Origin of the sequence: Limosilactobacillus reuteri subsp. porcinus (assembly GCF_036621895.1) — a bacterium.
Taxonomy (GTDB): Bacteria; Bacillota; Bacilli; order Lactobacillales; family Lactobacillaceae; genus Limosilactobacillus; species Limosilactobacillus reuteri_J.
On record NZ_LN887463.1, the window covers coordinates 1 to 415 of the forward strand.

The 415-nt window shown below is 42.4% G+C and carries 1 protein-coding gene; it reads left to right on the plus strand.

Annotated features, from left to right (window positions below):
- The coding region (locus AACL61_RS07940; RefSeq protein ID WP_339111208.1) for an IS30 family transposase at positions 1 to 415 on the plus strand (415 nt) is incomplete at both ends.

Below are 415 nucleotides of genomic sequence, written 5' to 3' on the forward strand. Positions count from 1 at the left end.
ACATGAATTTGGGCACTTTGAAGCTGATACAGTTCAAGGTAAAGCTCACCGCGGAGCGGTAATGACGCTAGTAGAGCGACAGTCCAAAGTAATGGTTGTCCTTAATATTCATCATAAAACAGACGAAGCAGTGAATTGCCAGCTTGATCAATGGCTCGCTAAACTGCCACGTCACTTTGTTAAATCAATTACTTTTGACAATGGTAAAGAGTTCGCTGGATGGCGAGAGATAGCCAATAAGTATGATCTTCATACCTATTTTGCAGAAGTCGGTGCTCCCAATCAACGAGGGTTAAACGAAAATAATAACGGCATCTTACGTCGTGATGGTCTTAGTAAGAAGCTAGATTTTCGCCATTTACCAAACGAACTAGTCACTCAGCTAATGCACCGTCGCAACAATATCCCACGAAAG